We start from the raw sequence: 18555 nt of genomic DNA, 5'->3' as shown, positions 1-18555 counted from the left end.
TATGGTTTTACAATAATGAACGCCCTCACAAGGCTAATGATGGATTACCACCAAAACAAATGCTGGCAGTAGCCGCATGACCTCTACTTTTGGCAGCAGCTAAAAATGGGGAGATTACCGAAGCAGCTGACTTAACAATCGTTTACATTCATTCAATAAATAATTTCTCACTTCATTTAATGTATTTCCGACAGATCCTCCTGCAATGGGTTACGCTTTGTTACCATAACTCCATGCCGGTACAAAATTTCCATCTGCTTGTTTGCCTCAGTGGCCACGGCTATGGGCATGCGGCAATGACAGCCCCCATCATCAATGCCCTTCACAGCCATGCGCCCCATATCCGGTTTACGATTCGCGGCAACCTCCCACCGCCACTGCTGGAGAGTCTCATTCAGGCCCCTTTTCGACATCTGGCCGAAGCCAACGACATAGGCATGATCAATATCGATGCCCTGCGCCTTGATCTGCCAGGCAGCCTGGAGGCGTACCAAACATTTCACCGGGATTGGTCATCGCAAGTCGCTGAAGAGGCTCAGCGGCTACTGGAGATAAAACCCGATCTTGTGCTCTCCAACATTGCCTACTTGCCGTTAGCTGCTGCCAGACACGCCGGTATCCCGGCCGTGGCCTACTGCTGCCTGAATTGGGCCGATATCTTCAATTACTACCTGGGACAAGAACCGGGAGCCACGACTATTCATGATCAAATCCTTGCCGCCTATGCCTCAGCCCGCGCTTTTCTACGGCCAGAACCCGCAATGCCCATGCCTGATTTGGAGACTCGCGCCATTGGCCCCGTGGCGCGAATTGGGCGCAACCAGCGCGACGCACTCATTGAGCAGTTAACATTGTCCGCCACAACGCGATTGGTGCTGGCTTCGCTCGGTGGAATTAAAACTGAATTAAACTATGACACTTGGCCACAGATCGATGATGTCTGTTATCTGATTCCGGAACACGGTCCACGCGGTCGTTCCGATTTCAGATCATTTCGCGAATGCAATATCGGCTTTATTGATGTGATCGCCTCCGCCGATGTTTTTTTGTGCAAACCAGGTTACGGCAGTTTTGCCGAGGCGGCGTGCAATGGCATTTCGGTGTTGTATTCAGAACGCGAGTGGTGTGAAGCGCCTTACCTCATTCAATGGTTGCAGTCACAAGTACCGGCCCAAGCGATCTTGCCTTCACAACTCCAGCGCGGAGATTTCAAAAAAGAGCTTTTACAATTACTGGGGACTTCACGGGTTCAACCCTGCTCTGCCACTGGCGTTACCCAGTGCGCTGAATACCTAAGAAACTTGTGTAACATATAATTATTATTTATTACATATAGTTATAGAATTTTATTAACCCTATGTATCAATATAAGAAACTGCTGCTTGCCGACCTTCAGAACTTGTGCCAGTATTAAATCCCGTAGCCACCTCGGCACGGATCTCCGGATAAGGTTGTTCGTACTCACCCTTCAAGGATGGCAGAACTATGAAAAAACTCGACATGGTAGTGGTGTGGGCGTTGCAATTCCTGGTTCTGTTGTTTTTTAGTTTTGTGGTTCTGCTCTGGTATGGTTGCGCCACGCTGATCCCGTTAGCGATGTGGCTTAAACTGTCACAAGTAATAGCACCGTTGACCGGCCCTGCGGTCGCCACGGCATTGGCACTGGTAATGGTCAGCGCCGTTGGTGTCTATCTGGCCAGAGCCTCCCGGGTTTTCGATGCGTTCCTGGAGACGGGAGTAGAACTCTTCAAGCTGGGCCAAACCAGCCTGCATCGTATTAGCGAGAAGATGTTGCCGGTTACCGAGCTGGGTACCAAGGACGGGCACATCATCCTCGAAGATAAGTTTTCCTGATTCACTGCTGACAACGCTAGCGCTCACTGCGCCCGGCACGCCGCTTCGGTGTGCCGGTTTTTTTTGCCTTGAAAAAACCCAACGCAGAGACGCAAAGGCGCGGAGAAAAGAGTTTATAGCCTCAGGTCACTAAGGGTCACAAAGTATCACGAAAGTTGTTCCATCGCATTTCTTGGCAGCTTGTTGAAAAACTGATTTTAGTTCCTTCTCCCTTCGGGAGAAGGTTAGGTTGAGGGGGTATAATCAAGAAGTTACAATGTATTACCCCCCCTCACCCCAGCCCTCTCCCTGAGGGAGAGGGAGTTTTTCAACAAGCTGTTAGTGGCCTTAGTGGTTACGGCTTTTTACTTCTCTGCGCCTTTGCGTCCCCGCGTTGGATTTTTTCCGACGGATGTTGGTGCATAATGCGCCGCCGCACGCCTTCCGGTTGACCACCGGTCCCTTGTGGTTGCCAGCTCGGCACCAGGTGTTTTTTGCCATTGCCGATCAGATCCGCCCGCCCCATGCGCTTGAGCGCCTCACGTAATACCGGCCAGTTATCGGCATCGTGATACCGCAAAAAGGCCTTGTGCAGGCGCCGTTGCCGTTCACCCTTGGCGGTCGTCACGATCTCACTATCGCGCTTCAGTTTACGTAGCGGGTTGCGGCCACTGTGATACATGGCCGTAGCCAGTGCCATGGGTGACGGCAGAAAGGTCTGCACCTGATCCAGGCGGAACTCGTTGCGTTTGAGCCAGAGCGCGAGATTAAGCATGTCTTCATCGGTCGCACCGGGATGGGCGGCGATGAAATACGGAATCAGATATTGCTCTTTGCCCGCTTCACGCGAAAATTGATCGAACAATTGTTTGAAGCGGTCATAAGTGCCCATGCCGGGCTTCATCATCTTGCTCAACGGGCCTTCTTCGGTATGCTCAGGCGCGATCTTGAGATAACCGCCGACATGGTGCGTCGCCAATTCCTTTATATACTCTGGCGAACGCACCGCGATGTCATAACGCAGACCGGAGGCGATGAAGATCTTTTTGACCCCCGGTAACTCACGCGCCTTGCGATAGAGATGAATCAACGCCGTATGGTCAGTGTTAAGGTTTTTGCAGACATCAGGATACACACATGACAAGCGCCGACAGGCGGATTCAATTTCTTCCGACTTGCAATTCAAGCGATACATATTCGCTGTCGGCCCGCCTAGATCGGAGATCACGCCGGTAAAACCGGGCACGGAGTCACGTATCGTTTCAATTTCGTGCAGGATCGACTTCTCGGAGCGGCTTTGGATAATGCGCCCTTCGTGTTCGGTAATCGAACAAAACGTGCACCCACCAAAACAACCGCGCATGATATTGACCGAAAAGCGGATCATTTCATACGCCGGCAACTTGGCGCCGCAGTAACTGGGATGCGGCTGACGGGTGTAGGGAAATTCGAAGACGCGATCCAGTTCTTTAGTGGTGAGCGGAATCGGTGGTGGATTGAGCCAGACATCGCGGTCACCGTGACGTTGCACCAGAGCACGGGCATTGCCGGGATTGGTTTCGAGATGCATTACCCGCGAGGCATGGGCGTACAATACCGGATCATTGATCACTTGTTCGTATGCAGGCAGGCGAATCACACTCCGGCTGCGGTCTTCGCGTTTGATCTTGGGCTGGAAGTGAATGACCTGGGCGCCATCACCGGTCTTACATGCTGCTGCTTCGCTGGCAGGCGCCATGGCATAAGGATCGATATGCGGATCCACCCTACCCGGTTCATCAATATGACTTGAATCAACTTCAATCCAATCTTCAGGCACAGACTTGCGCATGAAGGCAGTGCCACGAAGATGGGTAATCGCTGTGATGGGTTCACCGGCAGCGAGTCGATGGGCAATTTCGATGATCTGGCGTTCCGCATTACCAAACACCAATAAATCCGCTTTTGAATCCGGCAAGATCGAACGCCGCACCTTGTCCGACCAATAATCATAATGCGCAATGCGGCGCAGGCTGGCCTCGATACCACCAATGATCAGCGGCACATCGCTATAAGCCTCGCGGCACCGCTGAGCATACACGACAACCGAGCGATCCGGCCGTCGCCCGCCTTCGGCATTCGGTGAATAGGAATCGTCAGAACGAATACGGCGATCGGCCGTGTAACGATTGACCATCGAATCCATATTGCCGGCAGTGACACCGAAAAACAGATTCGGTTTGCCCAAGGCCTGAAATGCCGCAGCGCTGCGCCAGTCCGGTTGCGCGATGATACCGACACGAAATCCCTGCGCCTCCAACAAGCGGCCAATCAATGCCATGCCAAAACTGGGATGATCGACATAAGCATCACCCGTGACAATGATGATGTCGCAGCTGTCCCAGCCGAGTTGCTCCATCTCGGCACGACTCATCGGCAGCACCGGTGCAGGACCAAAACGTTTGGCCCAATAGGGGCGATGAGAAAAGATGTTGGGGGCGGCGTGCATATTAGAGGGTGTGTGCGAAAATTCTATTTTACCAGAAACCTGCGATTGGCGCGATCAAACAACCACTTATGTGCCCTGGTAATATGTCTTGAGTTGATCCATCGCCTCATTAATGGTTTGCAGTTGCTGGGTATCGCCTCCCCGATCCGGATGATTAGCCATCACTAAACGCCGATACTGGGCCTTAATTTCCGGAAAGCTCACGGGCTCTGTTAATCCCAATACTTGCAAGGCTTGAGCACAATGGTTAAATCCCAAATACCGGCGCCAGAAACGATCGAGCATGGCGGCAATGTCGTCGGCACCTGTACGTTCCAGATTGGACCAGTCGAGATAATAGTCACGCAAGGCATCATGCCTTTCGAGTGGTACGCCTTCCCGGGCACGATGGGGCTGAAGACTGATGTGCAGACAATGAATCTCGATATCGGCTTCCTGAGCGCCGTGCAATTGATCCCGCAGACGATATAAGCAGTGAAACAGGATGAAGTGGCTCTGGAACATGGCCACTTCATCTTTAAAATCGGCTTGAATGGCATCATCTTCCTGAGCCAGTAACTGCAGCAGATCATATTCTCGCATCGGCGCTGCTGCCGCCCGCAAAATACCTAGCAGCCGCTGCTGTAGCAATACCAGCCGTTGCTCGACATTAGTCACTGGTATCATTACCCTTATTCATTAATGATAAAACATCGGCAAAAAACCCCGGATACTTAAGACACTTAAAGAGTCCACTAATATGACCCGACATATATAGTACACACTAGTAGCGAGGACTCATCGACATGTCGAAGCTGTTCAAGGGACTGGAACGGATCGAAGAAGCTCGGGAACATCTCAAAGGGGTGAGCTTCATGTCTGGGCTATTTCTGGGCAAACCCCCATTCGAGGCCTTACTGCCCCCGCCCGAACCTGAATCGGAAAAGGCCGAAGGTGAGGCGTTTTGCCGAATTGTCGAGGACTTTCTCAAGAACCAGGTCGACGCCGACGAAATCGAGCGTAGCGGCGAAATCCCCGACCACGTAATCAAGGGATTACTCGATATTGGGGCCTTCGGGATGAAGATCCCTCGGGAATATGGTGGCCTGGGATTCTCTCACACCAATTATGGTCGAGTACTCACCTTAATCGCGAGCTGGAGCAATATTCTGTCGCTGACAGTGGCGGTGCCGCAATCGATCGGCATCGCAATGCCGATCATGCTTTATGGCAATGAGGCGCAAAAGAAAAAATATCTGCCGCTGGTCGCGCGCAAGGAAATCTCTGCCTTTGCCTTGACCGAGCCCAACACCGGCTCCGACGCCGCCAATGTCCAGACCCAGGCTGTACTCAGCGCCGATGGCAAGAATTTTATCATCAACGGCGAAAAACTGTGGTGTACCAACGGTGCCATTGCCCGCTATATTACGTTGATTGCCCGTGTTCCCGCACGTAAAGTAAAACGAGATGGCAAATCGCATTGGGAGGCCGTACCCAATGGCGAAGGTGCCGAGGATGCCGTGCATAGCGCCATTATCCTTGACATGAAAACATCTGGCGCTGAAGTACGCCAGCGTTGCCGCTTTGAAGGCTGTCGTGGCATTGCCAATGCTCACATGACATTTACTGATGTCGTAGTGCCGCTGGAAAATCTCATTGGCACCCTGGGGCATGGTTTGAAATATGCACTGTCGATTCTGAATATTGGCCGTGCGGTCAGCGTGCCGGCAATTTGTTTAGGGATGGCAAAACAAGCCTGGCAACCGACGCTGGATCGCGCCAATACCCGCATCACCTTTAAACAACCCTTGGCCGATCGCCAGACGCAACAGGCGCGTGTCGGCGATATGGCAACGAATTTATTCGCGATGGAAGCGATGTGCGATTTGATCTGGCACATGGCCGATCAAAAAAACTATGACGTTCGCATCGAGGCCGCCGTTACCAAGATTTTTTGCTCTGAAAAGACGATCCAGTTTTTAAACGATGCGCAGGTTATTTTTGGTGGCATGGGCTATGAAACGGCTGATTCAAAGCGTGTGCGCGGCCTACCCGCGTTTGGCATGGAACAGCTGGTACGCGATGCCACCATGTACAGAATTGGCGAAGGCGCTACGGATATTTTACGTCCCTTCGTTGCGCGTGAGGGCTTGAATACTCATCTTGAGCACATTAGGGGCTCGATTGATGATGGCTTGAGTCTGAGCGAAATCTTCAAGTTGATGCAATTTTATGTACCCTGGTATCTGTCGCAATGGAAATCGATGTCAATTCCCAGTCTGCCGCCATTTCGACACGGCAAGGTCAGTGAAAAACTGCGTTATGTGGAACGCACAGCCCGCGCCCTCGCCCGCACCACGTTTTATGCCATGCTCAAACAACGCGAGGCAATGCGCGACGACCAGGGCCGCCAGAATCGCATTGAGCAGGTCGGGGAGGAGCTGTTTATTATTGCCGCTACCGCACTCTATGCCCAGTGTCTGGATCAGGATTATGGCTGGGAATTGGCCGATGAGTTCTACCGGGGTAGTCGGCTGCGTATTAAAGAGCTGTTCAAAGGACTGATGTGCAATGATGACGGCCAGCGTGCCGCGATCGGTCAACGAGCCCTCAAGGGCCGTTATTCGGCCTTGAATAAAGGCATCATTCAACGCGGCCTCGATGACTACAAATAACCTTTTACAAATAAAGGGTTGGCGACGATTTAAAAGTTAAAAACAGGAAATAGCTGCCGCTATATATTCAAAGAATCAAGTTCCTGGGTAGCAAGGCAAAAATGGAAATTTATTAGTCACATGAAGGGATTGGAAATCACTGATGACTCACACAGAATCCCATAACAATCTATTTGATCACGCCGCAGCATTAGGCTTTGGTGATATCCATTTTAAGGTGGATCGCGCTTCTGGTCTGCGGTCCATCATCGCCATCCATAATACCCGCCTCGGCCCGGCGTTGGGTGGCTGCCGCTGCGTGCCCTATCCATCCACCGAAGCCGCCCTGCACGATGTAATGAACCTCTCGCGCGCGATGAGTTATAAGGCGGCAATGGCCGGACTGCCGCTGGGTGGCGGCAAGGCTGTGATCATGGCCCCGCCCAAGATCGAAAATCGTAAAGCCCTGTTCGAGGCCTATGGCCGCTTTGTTGACGAATTAGGTGGCCGCTTTATTTCATCCGTCGATAGCGGTACCGGCGTTCAGGACATGGATGCCGCCGCTCGCCACACCCGTTATGTACGCAGCACGTCCAATCGTGGCGATCCATCGCCAAGCACTGCACTGGGCGTGCGCCGTGGGATTGAAGCGGCAGTGAAGTTCAAATTGAAACAAGATGCACTGGCAGGCATCCACGTTGCCATTCAGGGCGCCGGTCATGTCGGCTACTACCTGGCCAAGGAACTGCACGCATTGGGGGCTCGTTTAACGATGTGTGATGTCAACCCGGCTGCGGTTGAACGTTGCGTTTCTGAATTCGGCGTCAGCGTGGTGAGCCCGGATCAAATTTACAGCGTTGCGGCAGATGTGTTTGCACCCTGTGCCCTTGGCGGACCAATTAACGATGAAACCGTGGAGCAGCTCAAGGTCAAGATTGTCGCCGGTGCCGCCAACAATATCTTGGCTGACATCAAGCATGCCCAGACCTTGCAACAACGGGACATCTTATATGCACCGGATTACGTCATAAATGCCGGCGGATTAATGCAAGTCTGGATTGAAGATAAATCCGAGCTGAGAAAAAAAGTGCTTGGTATTTATGACACCTTGATGAAGCTGTTTGATCGTGCGGCAAACATGAATGCCACACCGGAGAAAGTGGCTGACCATATGGCCGATGAAATTCTGTACGGACATTAATTAGTATTTATCTCGCAGAGGATTTGACGATGGCTAACGCAGATAACAACAACTCAGTCCCGGTTGGCGATTCAAAGCAATGCGTTGCCAAGTTTGAAATTCACTACAGCCAGTTTCTGAATCACAAAGGCGAAACGGCCACCTCACTGCCAGAATTCACCACCAATGCCGAAGAAATGCTCGCCTTGTATCGGATGATGGTATTGACTCGTACCTTCGATGCCAAGGCCATTGCCTTGCAGCGTACCGGAAAAATGGGCACTTATGCCTCATCACTCGGCCAGGAAGCGGTTACCGTCGGCATTGGCCGCGCCATGCGCAAGGAAGATGTGCTGGTCCCCGCCTATCGCGAATACGGTGCCCAATTCCAGCGTGGTGTCGAGATGTCTGACATTTTGTTGTATTGGGGCGGTGATGAACGCAGTATGAAATTTAATGTGCCTTCTGAAGATTTTCCGATCTCTGTGCCGATTGCTTCACACATCCCGCACGCCGCCGGCATTGCCTATGCGATGAAACTACGCAAACAACCCCGCGTCGCCGTGGCCGTGCTGGGCGATGGTGCTACCTCCAAAGGCGATTTTTACGAGGCGATGAATCTGGCGGGTGCCTGGCAATTGCCGATGATCATTGTCGTCACCAACAATCAATGGGCAATCTCTGTGCCACGCAAGGCACAAACCAATGCTGAGACACTGGCTCAAAAAGCGATTGCCGCCGGAATTCCGGGCGAACAAGTAGATGGCAACGACATTATTGCAGTCCGTCATCGAATGACCGTAGCGCTGGATAAGGCGCGTCAGGGCGGTGGCGCTACCTTGATCGAAGCCATCACTTATCGTATGAGTGATCACACCACCGCTGACGATGCCAGCCGCTATCGCTCGAAAGAAGAAGTTGATCAGCACCGCCAATACGATCCTATCGAACGCTTGCGCAAATACATCACTCAATACTTCGACTGGAATGAGCAACAAGAAAGTGCGTTACTCGCCGAGTGCACAGAAAAGGTTGAAGTGGCAGTGAAAAAATATCTCGACACGCCACCGATGCCGCCAGAAAGCATGTTCGATCATTTATATGCGACCCTGCCCCGTGCTTATCAATCGCAGCGTGATGAAGTGGCCGCTCACAAGGGAGGTAACGACCATGGCTGAGTCGCGCGAAGTCACCTTGATTGAAGCCGTGAACATGGCCATGGCCAAAGCCATGGAGATGGATCCCAGTGTGGTGGTATTTGGTGAAGATGTCGGTTGCAACGGCGGTGTCTTTCGCGCCACCGTCGGTCTACAACAACGCTTTGGCAAAGATCGCGTATTGGACACCCCTCTCGCAGAAACCTTGATCGCGGGTATTGCTATCGGCATGGCCGCACAAGGATTGAAACCAGTGGCCGAAATTCAGTTCATGGGCTTTGCCTATTCAGCCGTCGATCAGATCATCAATCATGCCAGCCGCCTGCGTAATCGCACCCGCGGCCGTATTACGTGCCCCATGGTATTGCGCATGCCTTCCGGCGCGGGCATACATGCACCGGAACATCATTCCGAAAGTACCGAGGCACTATTCGCTCATATGCCAGGCTTGCGCGTAGTCATGCCCTCTTCGCCCGCACGCGCTTATGGTTTGTTACTGGCTGCGATTCAAGATCCCGATCCCGTGATCTTTCTGGAACCTTCACGCATTTATCGGTTAGTGAAGCAGGAAGTCATCGACGACGGTCAGCCGTTACCACTGGATGTCTGCTTCCAACTGCGTGATGGTACCGACGTTACGCTAGTCACCTGGGGCGCAATGACCCATGAAACTCTGCAAGCCGCCGACCAACTGGCAAAGGAAGGCATCAGCGCCGAGGTGATCGATGTCGCTACGATCAAGCCTTTGGATATGGAAACCATCCTCGCCTCCGTTGCAAAGACCGGCCGCTGTGTTATTGTCCATGAAGCGGCACGCACCTGTGGCGTAGGCGCCGAGATCGCGGCGCAACTGGCAGAACGCGGGTTGTTAACCTTGTTTGCTCCGGTGCAACGTGTGACCGGCTATGACACTATCCTGCCGTTGTTCCGCCTGGAGAAACACTATATGCCGGATACCGCACGTATCGTTGAAGCCGTCAAAAAGACCATGGAGGCCGCATGAGCAACGTATTCAAGTTACCTGATTTAGGCGAAGGCTTACAGGAAGCCGAAATCGTTGAATGGCACGTCAAGGAAGGTGATGAAGTCAAAGTCGATCAACCACTGGTTGCCGTCGAAACCGCCAAGGCCATCGTTGATATCCCTAGCCCGCAAGCCGGGAAGATCGTGAAGATTCATGTTAAAGCCGGTGACATTCCCAAAGTCGGCGATCCATTGGTCGAGTTCTCCGAAGTTCAAGTCGATGCGCCACAAGATCAAGGCAGCGTGGTGGGCAAGATGGAAACCGGCCAGGGTGTTGTTAAAGAAGCACCCACTGCTGTCAGCGGTGGCGGGCCTGCAGCAGTCGGTGTCAAGGCAACACCCGCTGTGCGCGCATTGGCCAAACGTTTGAATGTCGATCTATCAATCGTCACACCGACCGGCCCGGATGAAACCATCACCCAAGCCGATGTGCAACGTGTCGCCAAGATTCTTGAAGATGCCGGTCCGCTGGAAACGCTGCGTGGTGTGCGTCGTGCGATGTCGCACATCATGACCCAGGCCCATGCCGAAGTCGCCGATGTTACCGTCATCGATGATGCCGACATTCATGCCTGGCCGAAAGGCACCGATGCAACCCTGCGTTTGATTCGCGCCATTGTTGTTGGCTGTAAGGCAGAACCTTCGTTGAATGCCTGGTACGACAGTCAGGCCGTGGGTAGACGCCTGCGTAAGAATATCGACTTGGGCGTTGCCGTGGATACCGATGATGGCTTGTTCGTGCCTGTACTACGTAATGTTGCCGAACGCACACCCGATGAGTTGCGTCAGGCGCTCAATAGAATTAAGGAAGGCGTCAAGACACGTACTATTCCGCCCGAAGAACTGCGCGGTTATACCATCACTTTGTCGAACTTCGGCACGTTTGGTGGCCGTTATGCCGATCCTATCGTGGTTCCACCAACGGTTGCGATTCTTGGTGCGGGCCGAATGCGTGATGAAGTTGTCGCCTTTAATGGCCAAGCGGTGATACATCGCATCTTACCGTTGTCACTGACTGTCGATCATCGTGCTGTCACCGGCGGCGAAGCGACACGCTTCTTGATGGCGGTGATCAAGGATCTGGAAAAGGCGGAATAACACGAATGACGGGGCTAACATGAACAACATTGCCCCCGCTGGCCAACGTCTCCGCGACGCGCTTGCCGCCGAACAGCCATTGCAAATGGTCGGCGCAATCAACGCCTACTGCGCCATTCTTGCCGAACACGCCGGGTTCCGTGCTTTGTATTTATCCGGTGCAGGCATTGCTAATGCATCATATGGCTTGCCCGATCTCGGACTCACCACGCTTGAAAACGTTCTCGAAGATATTCGACGTGTGACCAGTGCCACCTCTCTTCCGGTATTGGTCGATGCCGACACTGGATTTGATGATGTCACGGAAACCGTCGAACGCTTTATCGCCACCGGTGCCGCCGGTATGCACATCGAAGATCAAATCTCGCAAAAGCGTTGCGGCCACCGTCCTAACAAACAATTAGTCTCCACCGAAGAAATGGTCAGCCGTATTGAAACCGCGGTCGCCGCCCGCCATGATCCCTCGTTTGTGATCATGGCCCGCACTGACGCCTTTGCCGTTGAAGGTTTCGATGGTGCATTGAAGCGCATAGAACGTTATCTTGCAGCGGGCGCAGATATGATTTTCCCCGAGGCACTGACCGATCTGGAGCTATATCGCCAACTAAGCGCCAGTGTCAAAGTACCAATTCTTGCCAATATCACCGAATTCGGCAAAACACCTTTATTTACCCGCGAGCAGCTCCAATCTGCGGGCGTCGCCATCGCGCTTTATCCACTCACAGCCTTTCGTGCCATGAGCGCAGCCGCCTGGAATACCTACATCGCCGTGCGCGCCGAAGGAACTCAGCAAGGCATGATAGCTGCAATGCAAACTCGCGAAGAATTGTATGAGCACCTGGATTACCATCGTTATGAACAGGAACTGGACGAGAAGCTAAATGACGGAGAATCAAAAAAGTAGCGGCCTGGCCGGCATTATCGCCGGTGAAACTGGAATCTCGACCGTCGAAGCCACTGGCGATGAGCTCTTTTACCGTGGCTACGACATTACTGAGCTTGCAGAACATGCCTGTTTCGAAGAAGTTGCTTATCTCCTGATGTATGGCGAATTACCTACCGCCACCGAACTCGCACAGTATCGTGCCAAGCTACAAAAACTGCGGAGCTTGCCGCCCGCACTGAAAGAAATTCTGGAACGCATTCCCGCTAACGCCCATCCAATGGATGTCATGCGTACTGGCTGCTCCGCGCTCGGTTGCCTAGAGCCTGAAAACAATATTCACAGCGCCAATGATATTGCCGATCGCCTGCTCGCTGCTTTCGGCCCTATGCTGCTCTATTGGCATCACTTTCATAAAAGTGGCAGACGGATTGATACTACAAGCGATGAAGACAGCATCGCCGGTCATTTTCTGCATCTATTGCATAACGCACCCGTTGATGAGTTGCAACGCCACGCCGTGGATGTATCGCTGATTCTCTACGCCGAACATGAATTCAACGCCTCCACCTTCGCTGCACGTGTCACGGCATCCACATTGTCTGATTTCTATTCGGCCATGACCACTGCCATCGGCACTTTACGCGGCCCGCTACATGGCGGCGCCAATGAAGCAGCCATGGAATTGATCTCTCGCTTTAAAACACCTGATGAAGCCGAGGCAGGTGTGCGTGCCCTGCTGGCAAAAAAAATATTGATCATGGGCTTTGGCCATCGCGTCTATCGTCAAGGCGATCCGCGCTCACCCATCATCAAAAGCTGGTCGAAAAAGTTGGCTGAACAACGCAGCGATCTTTCACTTTATAAAGTTTCAGAGCGCATCGAGTCGCTGATGCAACAGGAAAAGAAGCTGTTTCCGAACCTGGATTTTTACAGCGCATCGGCCTATCATTTCTGTGGCATCCCGCACGCCTTCTTCACACCTGTCTTCGTGATCTCCCGCACCACAGGCTGGGCAGCGCATATACTGGAACAGCGGCAACATAATCGCCTCATCCGTCCCTCCGCCGATTACACCGGCCCCGGACATCGCCCCTTTGTACCACTCGCTGCCAGGAATAAATCATGAGCAGCAATTTCAGCAACGTGCGTCCCCCACCCGACCAAATTCTGGTTGCAATTGCCGACTACGCACTCAATTACAAAACCACCAGCACAGAGGCACAAGAAACCGCCGTTTATTGCCTGCTGGATGCATTAGGCTGCGGAATTCTGGCGCTCAGCAGCGATGCCGAGTGCCGCAAACATCTCGGCCCAATTGTCCCCGGTGCGACGCTAGAAAACGGCGTACCGATTCCCGGCACTGATTATCGTCTTGATCCTATACAAGCCGCGTTCAACATCGGCACCATGGTGCGTTGGTTCGATTACAACGACACCTGGCTCGCCGCCGAATGGGGCCATCCTTCGGATAATCTCGGTGCCATTCTTGCGGTTGCGGATTACGCCAGCCGTCATTACAACAAGACTTACACCATGGCCGACGTCATCAACGCGATGATCAAGGCCTATGAGATTCAAGGTGTGATGGCACTGAAAAACAGTTTCAATCGCGTCGGTATTGATCACGTAATACTGATCAAAATCGCCTCTGTCGCCGTCGCCACGGCGCTGTTAGGTGGCAACAAAGAAACTATCATCAATGCAATTTCCAACGCCTGGGCCGATGGTGGTACCTTGCGCGCCTATCGCCACGCACCGAATACCGGCTGGCGTAAATCCTGGGCCGCAGGCGATGCTACCTCACGCGCCGTACGTCATGCGCTATTAGCCGTCAACGGTGAGATGGGTTATCCGAGTGTGCTCAGCGTCCCACAATGGGGATTTTATGATGTCGCGTTCAAAGGAAAATCGTTTGAACTCGAACGGCCATTCGGCAGTTATGTCATGGAAAACATTTTGTTCAAGGTCTCCTACCCCGTCGAGTTCCACGCCCAAACCGCCGTTGAATGTGCCATTCAATTACATGACCGCGTGAAGAATCGGCTGGATGACATTGATCATATCGAACTCACGACTCAAGACGCCGCCGTCCGCATCATCAACAAAACCGGCCCGCTCCACAATCACGCCGACCGCGATCATTCACTGCAATACGCCGTTGCTATCGGCCTGATTTTCGGCACGCTCGAAAGTCATCACTACAGCGATCAAACCGCCGCCGATCCGCGCATCGACCATCTGCGCGACTTAATGTCAGTGGTCGAAGATAAACAGTTTAGCCAGGACTATCTTGACCCTGATAAACGATCCATCGCCAACAGCGTCACGATTCACTTCAAAAATGGCAATGTGATCCAGGAAGTGGTTGAGTACCCCATTGGCCATCGACGCAGACGCACAGAGGCACGCCCATTGCTCAAGAGCAAACTGGAAGCCAATCTCGCCAGCCATTATCCAGCGGCTAAAACACAGAAACTTACGAACCTGTTATCGGATCAAAAATCATTATTGGCGATACCTGTTAATGAATTTATGGATTTATGGCGACGAACTTGAAGATCCCCACTACTCACAGGTGAGCGGTTCGTAGGGGCGATTCATGAATCGCCCCTACACTGTAAAAAAGATACAGATGTTAATGACTACGAGGTGATGTATGAACCACGATTTCTTCCAAAAATATATGCCCGGTGATGTCTGCTTCGGCTGCGGCGGTGAAAACCCCGCTGGCCTGCACATCCACAGCTATTGGGAAGGCGACGAAGGCATCTGCCGCTGGAAACCAAAAGACATCCACCAAGGCTGGGACGGCGTCACCTGCGGCGGCATCATCGCCACGCTCGTAGACTGTCACTCGATGGCCACCGCCATGGCCACCGCGATTCGCAACGAAGGCCGCAAATTAGGATCAGAACCGCATTACCGCTTCGCCACCGGCTCGATGAACATCAAATACCTCAAGCCGACGTATAATGACCGCGAACTGGAACTCCGCGCCCATGTGATTGAGATTAAGAATGACAAGAAATATACGGTGGAATGTGCATTGTATGTGGATGGTGAGAAAACCGCCGAAGCAACGGTTGTGGCGTTTCTAGTTTATCGCAGCGATCAGCCGGATGAGAGTTCAAAGTTTCATAAAAAAGATTGATCTCACGTAGGATGTGGTGAATGCAGTGAACCGCATCAATCGCGAACGATGTGGTTCGTTCCTCACCGCATCCTATGATCCTGACTAGCAATTATTAACCAGACGCGAGAATTACCATGGAATTAATTATAATAATTATCGCATTTCTTGCTATCTTTGCGCTGATTAGGTGGCTACGGCCACCCAAGGAAAAAACAAAAACCGGTTATGGCCTCGCCGGAGATTCTCCCATAGATCCCTACGTAACGGATCATTTTGCCCCCGTAATGAAGTCTCCCCCTGACATTGAGAGCAGCGATCACGAAACCTCGATTTATACTGGCAATATGGGAGTTAATGATCAACCTGTTACCTATATCTGCAAAGAGAAATTAATTATCGAAGCAGAAGGAATGAAAGCTACCGACCACAATGTCTACGGCAAGGTAGTCATTTCGGTCGAACCGAATTCTTATTTTTTGTTCAAATCTGAAGTGAAATGGCCATACGAGAACTATGATGACGCCGTACTAGCGGGAATTAGAAAAGCCATGAAAAACGAACGGGTCGCCAATTGTCACGGTGCCTTCATTTTGAAAGAAATTTCTTATCGTGACGATGAGTATTGCTGGGATGGCTTCTATCTCGCCGCGAGGAAGGCTACGATTTATTTATTGAAAAAGCCAAGGGTAGTTTAGGAAAAACACTTCTCATCTTAAATTCCCGCTTTATTAATGTGGCATGTACTTAAATACCTTACAAGTTAAATGACCACCGTCAAAGCCGGTGGCTTATTGGGTGAGCACCTCCAAGGCGCGTTAACACAATAAAGATGGCCCGCAACATAACGCTTTATCCCCTCCTCATGGTCATGAGGAGGGGTACCTGCAGGGCGGGGCGGGGCGGGGTGGTGTGCGTGACGAACCACACACCCGTGAACTTTTCACCCACCACCCCGTCGCTACGCGCCACCCCTCCTCCTAAAAAGGAGGAGGGGATAAAACCAATACATCGACCGCCGCACCGGTCAAACCTTTATGAGCCCTCCGGCAAAGCCGGAGATTTACCTTTAGTTAATTAGCTATAACCTATCTCAAAATTGATTTTGTCTGTGCTGAGAGATATCTGAATCAATGGCGATTTGTAGATACCCGGTTTTGGTTCCTTCTCCCTCCGGGAGAAGGTGAGGATGAGGGAGTTTAATCAAGAAATTATTTACAGGCTCGTGAACCGCACTATGCGGTCCTCATAATGCTAAATCGCCGCTTTCACTGCTTTAATAAATACATCAATGGCGGCATTTGCAGCTCTCTGAGCCGCCGCATCCGTCATTAACTGGATTGTTAATAACTCGGTTTGAACCACCTTTTTCTCGCGCGCAATTTCTCTATCAAATACCTTATCTGTTATCTCACCATTAACCCTCGCTTCCCCGAGTTCCTTTAGAGACGCCTTTTCATTTTCAAGTATGGAATCTGCATAGTCCCGTATGCCTGCTACTTCATGTTTAGCAGATTTTGTTGCGGCGGCAGCCATATCTTTCAAGACTTGATCAATATCAAAGCTCATAAACGATATCTCCTTTATCGTTACTGGTCAGAAGTACTCTCTGACGATATATTTTTAGCCTCTTCCCCCTTTGCTATCGCAGTAAAAACCCGAACAAATTGTGTTCGATGCCGCTTGGCCTCGAAATCAGAAAAACCATCATTCTCTTTATGAATTTTTTTGTCTTCAACCCAGAGATCCAGCAGATTCCTTACCTGCTCGGTTGAGACCTTGTTCAGGGGCCTAATCTCATTCTTCATGAGCAAACCTCTGATATCCGTTTCTATTTCATTATATGAATTTTTGAAAGTGGCATATTTTCTATCAGGGACCGGTGTATCCAATAGATTCCCCCAGAACAGATCAACTTTCTTGGCAACCTGTACTATCTCGTCTTTAACAGACGCGTCGTACTCGGCTACATACCTGGCCGCACAACCGGAAAGTAAAACAATGATTAGCAGAAGCGGGAATATAATGGTGTTTGTTCTTGGTGACATCCTTGCCTCCTCGTTTCGAGTTAAGTGTCCCTCAAACGGCTATTATCGCCCCTTGCGAAAGCTAAGTTCAATCTTCAATTTCCGTTGGGCTTCGCAAAAAACGCTCAGCGCCAACCTGCAAAAGCCTTTTAGCCCATGTTACCGAGTTGTCAGATCAAGCCAGGTAGGGTGGGCACGTCTTTTGTGCCCACGCGGGCAAATCATTCTCCGCATGATTCGATTCCCGCCCAGGATGCGATACTCCCCCAATCAACTGTATAAATCTCTCCACATAACGATGGAATGTGGAATACGGCCAATCCACCGCCTGATGACATCGCTTATGTTTGACGGGGTTGTAATGCACATAATCAATATGCCTCTCAAAGTCCCGTTCATCTCTAATTTGATGTTCCCAGTAACGTCGTTGCCAAATTGTCGATTCCCGGTGTTTACGTTTCGATGCCGTTATCCATTCCTGCCGCTTATAGCGCTTGCCGCATTGCACGCTCACATGCCGTTTGATCATTCCCCATCGCGTCGCATAGTCTGCGTCTCCCGGCGGCATTGTCCATACACAATGCAAATGATCCGGCAACAATACCCAGGCGTCTATCTCAAACGGTCGCTTCTCACGCACCGATACAATGGCATCACGCAATGCCTCGCGTATCGGTGTCTCGCACAATATCGCTTGCCGCCGATAGCTCACCACCGTAAAGAAATAAGTGGCTCCGGCGGCGTTGCTACGGCGATATCGAGACATGTTTTGTCAACAGCCTCATTCCGCAATGCCCCTTTCCGTTCAACGTTCTTTTCCGCGTGGCACATAATACGTGCCCACCCTACTCGGCTTACTTCCTCCCGCTAGTTTTGCGGAGGCTTGCGGGGGGCATGATTCCAACGAGGTGGCGCATGAATTAAAAAAACTGGGATTCTTGAAAACAAATGAGGGTGATCGGCTAATGTCGAAGCACGGGGTTTTAATTAATGGCGAGAAAAAACGGATGAGACTCTATGCTGTTCTGGATAGTATTTTAGAGCATGACATCACTGAAGCATCAGATACCGCTGGGACAGCCGGGACCAACGGGGCCAGG

General features: G+C 51.7%; 16 protein-coding genes and 1 pseudogene. 12 read left to right on the top strand and 5 right to left on the bottom strand.

What is annotated here, in order from left to right; genetic code table 11:
- The first annotated feature begins 233 nt into the window (after positions 1-233).
- Both HY272_12895 and HY272_12890 read left to right on the top strand, forming a co-directional pair.
- Complete coding sequence (locus tag HY272_12895) at positions 234-1316, top strand: hypothetical protein (protein MBI3773581.1); 1083 nt, start codon at positions 234-236, stop codon at positions 1314-1316.
- A 169-nt stretch (positions 1317-1485) separates the two neighbouring features.
- The gene (locus HY272_12890; protein MBI3773580.1) at positions 1486-1854 is read left to right on the top strand and encodes a hypothetical protein; all 369 of its coding nucleotides are present in this window, start codon (positions 1486-1488) and stop codon (positions 1852-1854) included.
- 334 nt (positions 1855-2188) lie between these two features.
- On the opposite strand, the gene HY272_12885 is transcribed toward HY272_12890, so the two are convergent.
- Both HY272_12885 and HY272_12880 read right to left on the bottom strand, forming a co-directional pair.
- Complete coding sequence (locus HY272_12885; GenBank protein MBI3773579.1) at positions 2189-4321, bottom strand: YgiQ family radical SAM protein; 2133 nt, start codon at positions 4319-4321, stop codon at positions 2189-2191.
- Between the two features lie 66 nt (positions 4322-4387).
- Positions 4388-4987, bottom strand: a complete 600-nt coding sequence (locus HY272_12880) for a DnaJ domain-containing protein (protein MBI3773578.1) — start codon at positions 4985-4987, stop codon at positions 4388-4390.
- A 119-nt stretch (positions 4988-5106) separates the two neighbouring features.
- On the opposite strand from HY272_12880, the gene HY272_12875 reads away from it, so the two are divergent.
- The 10 genes from HY272_12875 to HY272_12830 all read left to right on the top strand — a co-directional run bounded on the left by HY272_12875 (position 5107) and on the right by HY272_12830 (position 16126).
- Positions 5107-6975, top strand: a complete 1869-nt coding sequence (locus tag HY272_12875; GenBank protein MBI3773577.1) for an acyl-CoA dehydrogenase family protein — start codon at positions 5107-5109, stop codon at positions 6973-6975.
- Positions 6976-7117: 142 nt separating this feature from the next.
- Positions 7118-8155 (top strand): amino acid dehydrogenase, encoded by a 1038-nt coding sequence (locus tag HY272_12870; GenBank protein ID MBI3773576.1) that lies wholly within the window; start codon positions 7118-7120, stop codon positions 8153-8155.
- A gap of 29 nt (positions 8156-8184) precedes the next feature.
- Positions 8185-9312, top strand: coding sequence for a pyruvate dehydrogenase (acetyl-transferring) E1 component subunit alpha (gene pdhA, locus HY272_12865; GenBank protein ID MBI3773575.1), 1128 nt, complete (start codon positions 8185-8187; stop codon positions 9310-9312).
- Positions 9305-10294: an alpha-ketoacid dehydrogenase subunit beta gene (locus tag HY272_12860; GenBank protein MBI3773574.1), complete on the top strand. Its 990-nt coding sequence runs from the start codon at positions 9305-9307 to the stop codon at positions 10292-10294. Before pdhA ends, HY272_12860 begins: the two co-directional genes overlap by 8 nt.
- Positions 10291-11412 carry a 2-oxo acid dehydrogenase subunit E2 gene (locus HY272_12855; protein MBI3773573.1) on the top strand — a complete coding sequence of 374 codons (1122 nt, stop codon included), beginning with the start codon at positions 10291-10293 and terminating at the stop codon, positions 11410-11412. The genes HY272_12860 and HY272_12855 overlap by 4 nt, the downstream gene beginning before the upstream one ends.
- A gap of 19 nt (positions 11413-11431) precedes the next feature.
- Positions 11432-12316, top strand: coding sequence for a methylisocitrate lyase (gene prpB / locus HY272_12850; protein ID MBI3773572.1), 885 nt, complete (start codon positions 11432-11434; stop codon positions 12314-12316).
- Positions 12294-13424 carry a 2-methylcitrate synthase gene (prpC, locus tag HY272_12845; GenBank protein MBI3773571.1) on the top strand — a complete coding sequence of 377 codons (1131 nt, stop codon included), beginning with the start codon at positions 12294-12296 and terminating at the stop codon, positions 13422-13424. The genes prpB and prpC overlap by 23 nt, the downstream gene beginning before the upstream one ends.
- Positions 13421-14854: a bifunctional 2-methylcitrate dehydratase/aconitate hydratase gene (locus tag HY272_12840; protein MBI3773570.1), complete on the top strand. Its 1434-nt coding sequence runs from the start codon at positions 13421-13423 to the stop codon at positions 14852-14854. Before prpC ends, HY272_12840 begins: the two co-directional genes overlap by 4 nt.
- Positions 14855-14954: 100 nt before the next feature.
- Positions 14955-15449, top strand: a complete 495-nt coding sequence (locus tag HY272_12835; protein ID MBI3773569.1) for a PaaI family thioesterase — start codon at positions 14955-14957, stop codon at positions 15447-15449.
- 116 nt (positions 15450-15565) lie between these two features.
- On the top strand, positions 15566-16126 hold the full coding sequence (locus HY272_12830; GenBank protein MBI3773568.1) for a hypothetical protein: 561 nt from the start codon (positions 15566-15568) through the stop codon (positions 16124-16126).
- A gap of 556 nt (positions 16127-16682) precedes the next feature.
- On the opposite strand, the gene HY272_12825 is transcribed toward HY272_12830, so the two are convergent.
- The 3 genes and pseudogenes from HY272_12825 to HY272_12815 all read right to left on the bottom strand — a co-directional run bounded on the left by HY272_12825 (position 16683) and on the right by HY272_12815 (position 18221).
- The gene (locus HY272_12825; GenBank protein MBI3773567.1) at positions 16683-16997 is read right to left on the bottom strand and encodes a hypothetical protein; all 315 of its coding nucleotides are present in this window, start codon (positions 16995-16997) and stop codon (positions 16683-16685) included.
- A gap of 20 nt (positions 16998-17017) precedes the next feature.
- Positions 17018-17476, bottom strand: coding sequence for a hypothetical protein (locus HY272_12820; GenBank protein MBI3773566.1), 459 nt, complete (start codon positions 17474-17476; stop codon positions 17018-17020).
- A 262-nt stretch (positions 17477-17738) separates the two neighbouring features.
- Positions 17739-18221, bottom strand: a pseudogene (locus tag HY272_12815) (transposase).
- Between the last annotated feature and the right edge of the window lie 334 nt (positions 18222-18555).

The organism is Gammaproteobacteria bacterium (genome assembly GCA_016200485.1).
Lineage (GTDB): Bacteria > Pseudomonadota > Gammaproteobacteria > Tenderiales > Tenderiaceae > JACQEP01.
This window is presented reverse-complemented; position numbering and strand designations above follow the sequence as displayed.